General features: G+C 40.6%; 11 protein-coding genes. 8 read left to right on the forward strand and 3 right to left on the reverse strand.

The annotated features are described in order from the left end of the window. Positions 1–12 precede the first annotated feature (12 nt). The gene (gene miaB / locus FTU17_RS11330) at positions 13–1,470 is read right to left on the reverse strand and encodes a tRNA (N6-isopentenyl adenosine(37)-C2)-methylthiotransferase MiaB (protein ID WP_180035682.1); all 1,458 of its coding nucleotides are present in this window, start codon (positions 1,468–1,470) and stop codon (positions 13–15) included. A gap of 307 nt (positions 1,471–1,777) precedes the next feature. On the opposite strand from miaB, the gene FTU17_RS11335 reads away from it, so the two are divergent. From FTU17_RS11335 to FTU17_RS11355, 5 genes are all read left to right on the forward strand, one after another. Continuing rightward, positions 1,778–3,754, forward strand: a complete 1,977-nt coding sequence (locus FTU17_RS11335; RefSeq protein ID WP_180010546.1) for a lytic transglycosylase domain-containing protein — start codon at positions 1,778–1,780, stop codon at positions 3,752–3,754. Positions 3,755–3,880: 126 nt separating this feature from the next. Beyond that, positions 3,881–4,462, forward strand: a complete 582-nt coding sequence (locus FTU17_RS11340; RefSeq protein WP_257220819.1) for a ribonuclease I — start codon at positions 3,881–3,883, stop codon at positions 4,460–4,462. 170 nt (positions 4,463–4,632) lie between these two features. Continuing rightward, positions 4,633–5,619 carry a malate dehydrogenase gene (locus FTU17_RS11345; protein ID WP_111885948.1) on the forward strand — a complete coding sequence of 329 codons (987 nt, stop codon included), beginning with the start codon at positions 4,633–4,635 and terminating at the stop codon, positions 5,617–5,619. A gap of 189 nt (positions 5,620–5,808) precedes the next feature. Next, complete coding sequence (locus tag FTU17_RS11350) at positions 5,809–6,069, forward strand: DUF2789 family protein (RefSeq protein ID WP_180003486.1); 261 nt, start codon at positions 5,809–5,811, stop codon at positions 6,067–6,069. A 105-nt stretch (positions 6,070–6,174) separates the two neighbouring features. Beyond that, positions 6,175–6,432, forward strand: a complete 258-nt coding sequence (locus FTU17_RS11355; RefSeq protein WP_111885950.1) for a DUF2789 family protein — start codon at positions 6,175–6,177, stop codon at positions 6,430–6,432. 52 nt (positions 6,433–6,484) lie between these two features. On the opposite strand, the gene FTU17_RS11360 is transcribed toward FTU17_RS11355, so the two are convergent. Together FTU17_RS11360 and FTU17_RS11365 are read right to left on the reverse strand one after the other, a co-directional pair. After that, on the reverse strand, positions 6,485–7,012 hold the full coding sequence (locus FTU17_RS11360) for a hypothetical protein (protein WP_180135525.1): 528 nt from the start codon (positions 7,010–7,012) through the stop codon (positions 6,485–6,487). 71 nt (positions 7,013–7,083) lie between these two features. After that, positions 7,084–7,686, reverse strand: a complete 603-nt coding sequence (locus FTU17_RS11365) for a 2OG-Fe(II) oxygenase (RefSeq protein WP_111885952.1) — start codon at positions 7,684–7,686, stop codon at positions 7,084–7,086. 114 nt (positions 7,687–7,800) lie between these two features. Here FTU17_RS11365 and FTU17_RS11370 point away from each other — a divergent pair, with 114 nt between their 5' ends. The 3 genes from FTU17_RS11370 to FTU17_RS11380 are packed head-to-tail and all read left to right on the forward strand — an operon-like array spanning position 7,801 to position 10,639. Then, positions 7,801–8,658: a 23S rRNA (adenine(2030)-N(6))-methyltransferase RlmJ gene (locus FTU17_RS11370; protein WP_078189232.1), complete on the forward strand. Its 858-nt coding sequence runs from the start codon at positions 7,801–7,803 to the stop codon at positions 8,656–8,658. A 41-nt stretch (positions 8,659–8,699) separates the two neighbouring features. Continuing rightward, complete coding sequence (gene pssA, locus FTU17_RS11375; RefSeq protein ID WP_078189231.1) at positions 8,700–9,524, forward strand: CDP-diacylglycerol--serine O-phosphatidyltransferase; 825 nt, start codon at positions 8,700–8,702, stop codon at positions 9,522–9,524. A 38-nt stretch (positions 9,525–9,562) separates the two neighbouring features. Continuing rightward, positions 9,563–10,639 (forward strand): DUF6670 family protein, encoded by a 1,077-nt coding sequence (locus FTU17_RS11380; RefSeq protein ID WP_180135527.1) that lies wholly within the window; start codon positions 9,563–9,565, stop codon positions 10,637–10,639. The last annotated feature ends 291 nt before the right edge of the window (positions 10,640–10,930 follow it).

The raw sequence follows: 10,930 nt of genomic DNA on the forward strand, positions 1-10,930 counted from the left end.
ATTAAGCTTACATTACGCCACGTCAGGCTCAAGATTCAAGAGTTCACCGTAAACAAACTTCAAAGTTTTAATATCGGTCACTTCAATCTCTGCAAAACGCCCAACCCATGCAGGATCACCGATAAAGCTAACCAAACGTGTATTGTCTGCAGTACCAATCAGCAAGTTCGGATCTTTGTCTGAAACAGACTCAATCAAGACACGTTGAATGGTCCCTAGCATTGCATCAGTTTTATCAATACTAGATTGTTTAATCCATTGTTGAACTTTTGCAAGACGTTCTTTTTTCACATCTTCAGGGGTGGTGTCTTCAAGTTCTGAGGCAGGAGTACCCGGACGTTTTGAGTAGATGAAACTGTATGAATGATCGAAGTCCATATCTTGGATAAATTGATAAGTTTCTTCGAAGTTTTCGTCAGTCTCACCCGGGAAGCCAATAATAAAGTCACTAGATAAATGCATATCAGGGCGAACTTGACGTAATTTAGCAATTTTATCGATATATACATCAATCGTGTGGTTACGTTTCATGGCTTGTAGCACGTCATTCGAACCACTTTGAACTGGTAGATGCAAGTGAGAAACCATTTGCGGTAAGTCACGGTAGCATTGAATCAAGTCATCATTAAATTCAAGCGGGTGCGATGTGGTGTAACGAATACGTCCAATGCCCGGAATTTCGGCCACTAAACGCAGTAACTCTGCAAAGGTGCAAATATTACCTTCGAAGGTTTCACCACGGTAGCCATTCACGTTTTGGCCGAGTAATGAAATTTCACGTACGCCTTTTTCAGCTAAAGTGGCAATTTCAGCCAATACGTCATCGAGTGGGCGAGAAACCTCTTCACCACGGGTATAAGGAACTACGCAGAATGAACAGTATTTAGAACAGCCTTCCATGATAGAAACAAAGGCTTTAAACCCTTCTACACGCGGTTCAGGTAAAAAGTCGAATTTTTCAATATCAGGGAATGAAATATCCACCAACTGAATTTTTTCTTTTTTCGGTTTGACCACTTGCTCAGTATGTTGATCAAGCATTTGCGGTAAACGGTGTAAGGTTTGTGGACCAAACACCATATCTACATACGGTGCGCGTTTTTGAATGTTGTCACCTTCCTGAGAGGCAACACAGCCACCAACACCAATCACCAAGTCAGGATTTTTTTCTTTCAGCTTGCGCCAGCGGCCTAACTCAGAAAATACTTTTTCTTGGGCTTTTTCACGGATAGAGCAGGTATTCATCAGGAGAATATCCGCTTCTTTTGGATCGTTTGTCAGCACATAGCCGTGAGAATCACCTAAAAGGTCGCCCATACGTTGACTGTCATACTCATTCATCTGACACCCTTGCGTTTCGATGTACAGTTTTTTCACTGCTCCATCTTGAGCTGGGGTGTGCTGTGGCTGGGTAACAGTGTTATCTGGGGCAGCTTGGGCACTATTGGGGATGAAGGTTTGAACCGTCATGTAGGCTCCTAAAGGAATTTTATGAAAATCAATAACCATACGTGGCTGACAGACAATTCAATCAATTGAATTGTGCAGCTGCGGAGGTCAAAAAGGGGATTTTAAGAATGGGCAATATTTTAGCAGTAATTTACTAGAAACTTACAGCCTAAAATTACAACTCTGCCATATTGATTTATGAAGCAAAAATGTTTGAAAATTAATATTGGCTAATCATAAGGTTACATAACAGAACACAATGCAGAGTTTAGAATTATTAAACTAATTCCTAAACAAAGTTCGATGTGCTGTAACTGAGCAGAATGACATGAAAGAAGGCAAGTGGATGTTAAAACATAATTTTAAACAGAAAAATTACGCTAAATTACTTGCTTTGAGTGTCGGGCTCTCCGGAATTTCTGCGTTTGCCCAAGCCGCAGATGAGCAGTTTAACGATGCTTTACGTGCTGCGAATGCAGGCAATATTAGTTTATTACAACAATACCAATCATCCATGCAAAATGATGTTTTGGGCTATTATCCAGAATATTGGTTACTGAATAACAATTTGGCTTCACAACCTGCAAGTGCCATTATTAATTTTGCACAGCGCTATCCAAACTCGGCAATGGCAGAAAAATTAGCCGCAGATTATGTTGAAGAAAAAGTCAAACAAGCTGATTTCGCTACAGCACAGCCTGTCTTGCAATATGTGACTAATGCTGACCGTGCTGAAACATGTGCCATGGCTCAAGTCCGCGCAAAGTCGGGCGACCCTCTGGTTTACGCAGAATTTAAAGATGTATGGTTGACCACAAACTCACAACCTGACTCGTGTACGGGCTTGGGCCGTATGATGCTGTCGAGTCCTTTAATGACTCAAGATGACCGCCATCAACGGATGTGGGGACAGTTAAGAGCGGGTCAGTCAGGACAAGCGATTGCGACTGCGCAAACCATTGGCGTGAATATTAATTTGTCACAACTCAACACCATTCAAGCCAATCCACTGAATTATTTATGGTCTGCACCCAAAGCCACAGCTGAAGATCATGCATACCTGATTTATGCGATGGGTCGCTTGGCCGATAGCGACTTAAATGGCGCGATTTCTTCGGTCAAACGTGCAGCAGAAGGCACACCAGCCGATGTACAAAAAGCCCTATACCGTAGTGTCGGGTATATCGGTGGTACAACGGTAATGAAAAACAATTTCAACCGTGAAGTTCTAAATTATCTTGATTTGAGTTATGGACTGCCTTTTAGTGCAGAAGAGGCCGAGATTTATGCGCGACAAGCCATTCGTTTTGGCGCATGGGAAAGTGTCATTCGTGCAATTGATGCGATGAGCGTTTCGCAAAAGCAGGAAGACCGTTGGCAATATTGGTTAGCACGTGCCTCTGAACAACGTGGAGATGCCTCATCTAAACGTGCGGCTAAAGAAATTTATCGCAAGCTTGCCGTTGGCGATGATTACCATAATTTGTTAGCACGTGACAAAATTGGTCAGTCTTATAACAATATTCCGTCAAATGTGCAGCCTTCGTCACAAGATGCGCAGCGTCTCAGTCAGGATATTCACTTCCGTCGTGCCTTTGCATTGCGCAATATTAATGCATCTGATAGCTATATTAACCGTGAATGGAACTGGGCAGTGCGTCAAGCCTACTTAAAGCATGATGATGGCATGATTCTTGCCGCAGCTAAACGTGCAACCGATATGGGGTGGTATGATCGGGCGATTTATGCGGCAGATCGAACCACTAAACAGCACAATTATGCTTTACGTTATGCTATGCCGCATCAAAATTATGTGGTGAGTCATAGTCGTAATGCCGGCATTGACCCTGCATGGGCTTATGGTTTGATGCGTCAAGAAAGTCGGTTTGTCACTAGCGCACGTTCACATGTCGGTGCCGGTGGTTTAATGCAAATTATGCCAGACACCGCAAAATTGGTGGCTCGTCAGATGGGGGAGAGTTATAACCCCGCTGCATTAACGGATATGAATACCAATATTCGTTATGGCACTTTCTATTTATCGATGATTCAACGTCAATTGAGTAATAGTCCAGTCTTAGCGACCGCAGGTTACAATGCGGGTCCAAATCGTGCTCGACGCTGGCAGCCTGAATATCAAGCAATTGCAGCGGATCAATATACGGAATCGATTCCATTAACGGAAACTCGAGACTATGTAAAACATGTGATGACCAATGCAACCCATTACGGCCTTTTATTAGGTCAGGGGCCACAATCGATTGAAAAAAGAATGCAAATGATTCCATTACGGAATGCGCAATAAATTTTAAAGCAAGATGCGCCTGTTTTTAGGCGCAATATGGGTAAATGATGAATGCCGAAAATGGACATTAGACCTGCTTATCGAATACTGACATCACTGCTCATCGGCAGTGGTGCAGGCTTTGGTATGTCTATGCTTTCGGCTGCACCGGTTGTAAAAGGGTATGTGATGGATGTGCAAATGGTGCCTGCTGTTTGCGCCTATGACCCATTAAAAAGTAAAAAACGTAAATGTTTAGAAGGGTATTCACTCAATATCACGGGTCTATATCCAGAAACCTCTACACGTGATTGCACGACCAATAGTTCAGCTAAACTTTCTCCGTTGCAAGCGAAAGTGGTTGCACGGATTATGCCTGATGAAAATGCTCGCGTGGCGCTTTGGCACACTACCGGCGGCTGTGTCCCAATGAATGCTAGCCAGTATTTCAGAACCATTATTAATCATGCAGATAAGCTAAAAATTCCAGATGAATTGACCAGTCAAGAAACCCAATCCATTCAAGCCAATGTCTTGCGTAATAAAATGTTGCGTATGAACAGCGGATTGGTATCACAAAGTATTGAATTTAACTGTATGCAAACCCGTGGTGGTAGTCTGCTGACTGAGATTAAAATTTGCTATAAAAACAATGGTCAGTACAAAAGTTGCCCTGCGACTATCGTCGGAAATTGTCCTGCAACTTTCATAATTAAAGGTTCTTTCTAAGCTTTTTTCGGCATTTTATTTATATTTCCTATCATACTTTTGTTGAAAAGCATTCTCTTTTACATGCAAGCGTCAAAAGATTGGAGTACAATCTTTGCCGTTTATGATTATTAAGATTAGATAGAACAGCTATTTAATCATTATGACCTTCCTCAATTGGAGATAATTACATGAAGCAAGCAGTTCGTGTTGCCGTTACTGGCGCAGCTGGTCAAATCGGTTATAGCTTATTATTCCGTATCGCAAGCGGTGAAATGTTGGGTAAAGACCAACCAGTTATCCTTCAATTATTAGAAATTCCAGTTGAGAAAGCTCAACAAGCGCTTAAAGGCGTAATGATGGAACTTGATGACTGCGCATTCCCTCTTTTAGAAGGTATGATCGGTACTGATGATCCTAAAGTTGCATTCAAAGATGCTGACTACGCTCTTCTTGTAGGTTCACGTCCACGTGGTCCTGGTATGGAACGTGCTGACCTTCTTAAAGTAAACGGTGAAATCTTCATCGGTCAAGGCCAAGCACTTAACGAAGTTGCTAGCCGTGACGTTAAAGTTCTTGTTGTAGGTAACCCTGCAAACACTAACGCTTACATCGCAATGAAATCTGCTCCAGATCTTCCAGCGAAAAACTTCACAGCAATGTTACGTCTTGACCACAACCGTGCGTTGACTCAACTTGCTCAAAAAGCGGGTGTTGCAGTTTCTGACATCAAAAACATGACTGTTTGGGGTAACCACTCTCCAACAATGTATGCGGACTACCGTTTTGCAAATGTAAACGGCGAAAGCTTAAAAGACAAAATCAACGATGCTGCTTGGAACAAAGACGTGTTCCTTCCAACTGTTGGTAAACGTGGTGCTGCGATCATCGAAGCACGTGGTCTTTCTTCTGCTGCTTCTGCTGCAAACGCTGCAATCGACCATATGCGTGATTGGGCGCTTGGCACAAACGGCGAATGGGTAACGATGGGTATCCCTTCTGACGGTTCTTACGGTATTCCTGAAGGCGTAATGTTCGGTTTCCCTGTAACTTGCGAAAACGGCGAATACAAAATCGTTCAAGGTCTTGAAATCGACGAATTCAGCCGTGAACGTATCAACTTCACTCTAAACGAGCTTGAAGAAGAACGTGCAGCAGTTGCTGACATGGTTAAATAATTTAATTTTTTAAATTAAATTATAAAAAAAGGCACTCCATTTGGGGTGCTTTTTTATGGCCTGCGAAAAATATCACGCTTAAGTTTTGAACAAAAAATAACACGTTGAGATGCTGTTGCAACTGACAAAGTCAAATAAACAGATAACTATAAAGATGGGAGAAATGTTATTAGTTTGAGGAGAACGGCAATGTTTGATCAACAACCAACGTTGGAACTATTTTTTGAACAATTGGGGTTGGATGCAACTCCGGAAGGCATCGATCAATTTATCGAAACGCATCAAATCACCATGGATGTTCCATTGCATGAAGCGCCATTTTGGACGAAGTCACAGCGTGACTTTATTATCAGTCATTGGAAAAAAGATGATGACTGGGCCATAGTGGTCGATATTTTAAATGAACAATTGCATACAGAACATAAGCTTTCCGGATCTTGCAAAATCTAAATACAATTTGAAACAACAAACCTAGTTTTAACGCTAGGTTTTTTTATCAGCATCATATAAGTTAATTAAATAATAAATGACAGATTAGTTGATAAGGAGGGCGAGATGCTCAATCAAAATAAACCATCCTTAGCTTTATTGTTTTCTCAATTGGGGTTAGCCAGCAGTCCAGCTGCGATCGAGTTATACGTGCGTACGCATCAGCTTGCTGCAAGTGAAAATTTACATGATGCGCCGTTTTGGAATAAAGCGCAGCGTGATTTTCTAATCAGTCATTTAGTGCAAGATGATGATTGGGTAATTTGGATTGATGAGCTGAATCAGCAGTTGCATATGGATGCATATAAGCTGCAGCCAGCATAAATTTCATTTCTCCACAAATAAAAAAACACCTCCTCGGAGGTGTTTTTTTTATTTAGTGCAGTTTGCTTTGGCGTAATTCTGCAAACCAGTCTTCTTGGCGATATGGATTAAATGCAGGATGCTCAAGTAATGTGGTCAGTTTGAATTCTTGAGATTTGCCGTACTTATTTAGCCAGTGGCGCGTTAACGCAGGTTCCTGTTTTACTGCAGAGGCATAGGCCAGGTAGAAGTAAATGTCGCCATGTTCAGCTTTGGACATCGGTTTCATAATCTGCTGGGTAATCAGGGCATAGCGCTGCTCTTGGGTAATTTCAAAAAATATCATATAAGCTTTGGCTAAATGTACAGACAAATTGATGTATAGCTCAATCGGCATTTCTTCAAATTCAATCCGGCTTTGCTCAAGTAGAACAATGGCTTCTTGCAGAAAATACACTTGTTCTTGATGGTTCTTACTTAAATTAGCCAATTGCAGGCGTAAGTCTGCACGCTCAAGAGCAAGTTCAGGGCTGTTGCCTTGTAGAAATAATTGATCGGTTTCGCCAATACGCTGAATAATTTTATGACTGTTTTGACGCATCGGGTACATCCTCATCTATGAATGACTCATATATGAGGATAGTTTAAGGGATTTAAAGGAGGAATCTCGAATTACCACATCGAGTTGTCATTACGTAGCCAAGCCGTAATCGATAAACGTTGATGTTTTGCTTCGAGTACCTCGTGTAATAGGTCACTTTGGAATAACGCAATGCGATTTGGTTTGGGTTCTAAAATATGCCAAACATCATTCTTATCTTGTAAGCGCAATTCACCGCCCCAGTCGGCTTGCCAATATTCATGCAAATAATAAACCGCTGAAATGACACGTCCATTTTTGCCTTGAGGATTATCTTTGTGTAGTGCATAAAACTCACCTGCGTTATAACAAGCAAAATGTGCTTCGACTTCGTGAATGTTAGAAAAAAATGCGCGATTAAATTGTTCTGATAAATGTTCTAAGGCTTGAACGTGTTCTTGTGCGACATCTAATGTGTCGTTAATCCATAAAATATGATCACTTCTAATTTTACTGATGACCCCATTTTGTACGGCTGCATCCCTAAATTTATTTAAATTTGACATACATTCTTCAACAAGTGCATGTATATATTCAGCAGGATAAGCGTCATCAATAATGCTAAACCCGTGTTGATCTAAATCATCGAGGATTTGATCAACCGGCCAAGACTTTGGGAGAAAGGCTGTTTCCATATACGATCCATAAAGTTGTGGAAAAAAAGGTGACGTATTCTAGAGCAAGAATAGCATCGGAATGAAACTATTTTTCATGCTAAAATGTCCGTTGATATTAGGAATTAAAGAAACATGAATTACCGTCACCATTTCCATGCAGGCAACTTTGCCGACGTGATGAAGCACGTTTTGCTGCTTCAGTTATTAAGTCGACTGAATGCAAAAGATAAACCTTATCGCTATGTAGATACACATGGTGGTGCAGGTAAATATGATCTTTCGACCTCTGAAGCACAGAAATCAGGTGAGTTTTTAAATGGTATTCATCGTTTAGTTAAGCTCGATGATTCGATTAAACGCAATGCGCCTGAAGGTGTTCAACAATATTTAAAAGTTGTTGAAAAAATGCGTGAAAACTTTGGTAAAGGCGCTTATCCAGGTTCTCCATGGTTTGCACTTGAAGGCATGCGTGAAACTGATAAAGCCACGATTTTTGAAATGCAGCGTGATGTATTTCAGCAATTGCGCCACAATATTTTTGATAAACGTGCAGGCTTGCATGAGCGTGATGCTTACGAAGGTTTACTGGGTGTAATTCCACCAAAAGAAAAACGTGGTTTGGTCATGATTGACCCGCCTTACGAATTAGAACGTAAAGATTTTCCACAGCTTGTAGAATTGTTGGTCGCTGCTTATAAAAAATGGCCGACAGGCGTTTTTGCGGTATGGTATCCAATTAAAGACCGCGCGATGATTGAACGTTTTGAAAAGAAAATGTACAAAACCGGTATTCGTCGTCAGTTGGTTTGCGAAATTTGTGTATGGCCAGATGACACTCCAGTGGGTCTAAATGGTTGTGGTTTATTGGTGATTAACCCACCTTGGAAATTCTCTGAAGATGCGGATGAAGCATTACAATGGTTGTTCCCACATCTTCGTATGAATGAAAATGGTGGTCATGCAGCCGTACGTTGGTTGGTTGGCGAATAATTTTAAACTTGAAAAAGAAAGGTCACAGTTAGGATCGAACAATGACAAATACAAATAAACCTGAGCGGGAAATTTCTTCAAAGGATGAAAATGCATTTGATGGCATTACATTTGAAGTTGAAGAAGAGGAGCACACCCATGAAGGGCATAAAGTGAAACGTCGTGGGATCTATCTGTGGCCAAACTTGATTACAACTGCTGCGTTGTTATCTGGCTTTTATTCAATTATTGCCAGTATGAATGGTGAGTTTCAACAAGCCATTTATGCCATTTTCCTTGCAGCATTATTTGATGGTTTGGATGGCCGTGTCGCACGTGCTATCGGCGCGCAAAGTCCATTTGGTGAACAGTTTGACTCCTTATCAGACTTATTAGCATTTGGTGTTGCACCTGCCATTTTAATGTATAGCTGGAGTCTAAATGACTTAGGCCGTATTGGTCTGGCAGCATGTTTTGTTTACACCGCATGTGCAGCCTTCCGTTTAGCGCGTTTTAACGTACAAATCGGAGTCGTCGATAAACGTTACTTTATTGGTGTTGCAAGTCCACTCGCAGCCGTTATGATTATTTCATTGGTATGGGTAGGCATGGACATCCCTGCAGTCTTCGACTTACGCGAAACAGGTATTCAGATTTTTAATGCGGTAGTGATTATTGCAGTGGGTCTATTGATGATCTCAAATGTGAAATACTATTCATTTAAAACGGTGGATCGTCGCCGTGTTCCATTTGCCGTGTTACCAATCATAGTCTTTGTTTTAGCAGCTGTAACGTATAATATTCCAATGGGTATTTTAATTATTTCAGTGATTTATGCATTGTCTGGTTTTGTCACCACCTTAATGGCAAAAAAGGCAGAAGCATGAGTTAAAGCATGAAATAAAAAAATGAAAAGGAGCTTGATATGCAGATATTTCAAGATTTCTTGGATCAATCAAGGCGACTGAATCAAGCTCCAGATTTACAACATAAAAAAATAAATTTACATGCGCCGAATACGCCATATCCTTCAGTCCATTATGGACTTTGTCTATCGAATCTTCCTGCGCCATTACATTATCTTAACTTTATGAGTTGGCTCGGGCAGCCTCAGATTCCTGCTTTTCAAAATCCTGCGTCCATTCAACAAGATGAACTCAATACAGCCACAGTAATGACCAGTGTGAGCGGTCATATGGTTGGTCAATTACAATCATATTCCATTAAAGATGACTGTAGTCTGAGTGATACCGTCTTTAAATTTAGAGATAAAGAACTGATTGGTTGGGATGGAGCGGTATTTCAAATCCATCGAGAAGATACTGAACTCAGTTTAGATTTGTCTGTGCAAACAACCGATATTTCTTCTTGTTTAATAAAATTAAGATTAGGTCTTGCTGAATATTGGTCGGTGATGTGCCAATGTGAAGGGCAAATCAAATTTCAGGGCCAGATGTATGATGTAAATCAGTTGGCGGTTTTGTCTTATGCACAAATACGCAAGTTTCCATATTTACCTTTGGCGTTTTATACCCATCAGGTGATCAACCTGAGCCGAAAGCGTCAAATCATCTTTATACAAACGCGAGACCGCTATAACAATATTTTGAGTTCACGTTTATATCTAAGAGATTTAAATCAGCAGCAAGTGTTCATGGCAGACCAAGCCGTGTTCTTTAAAGTCATGCGCGTTTATCCTGTAGTTAAAACCCCAAATTTGCAAAAAATGTATTTGCCACGTGAATTTGAATGGATTTACCAAAATGACAAACTGAAAATACATGTACAAGCACAGAGTCGTGGGGATTTTAAATTTGGACTCGGCGCAGGCTATGCAGGAAGCTTTAACTATCAAATCAAAATCAACGACGAAATCGAGTGTGGGGAAGGTGGCTACTGTGAATATGTCGATTGTCGAGCTTTAAAATGGCAAGAAAAGAATGAAAAAGATAAATTAACGGATAAATATGGAAATATTGTCCCTTTTATGCTCAAAAAATAGTAAAAAAATTTGATTTAGTAGAATAAATAAACAAACGTAATGAAAAATTAAAAATAAATGGAAAAGGGTGTTGCAACGGATGTGAAATGCTGTAGAATGCACATCCATCGGCGGTGATGAAGATTAAAACTTCTGATAAAACAATGACTTGGTTGAATTGATTGAGTTGGGTTTTATTTGATAAGTTTAAAAATAATTTGAATTACCGGTTGACTCTTTAGAAATAAAGAGTAATATAGCCGACCTAGCTTGCTGGTGACGAACCAACAAGAAGATCATTAAGAGATTATG

Origin of the sequence: Acinetobacter sp. YH12070 (assembly GCF_013419625.1) — a bacterium.
GTDB classification, from domain to species: Bacteria; Pseudomonadota; Gammaproteobacteria; order Pseudomonadales; family Moraxellaceae; genus Acinetobacter; species Acinetobacter amyesii.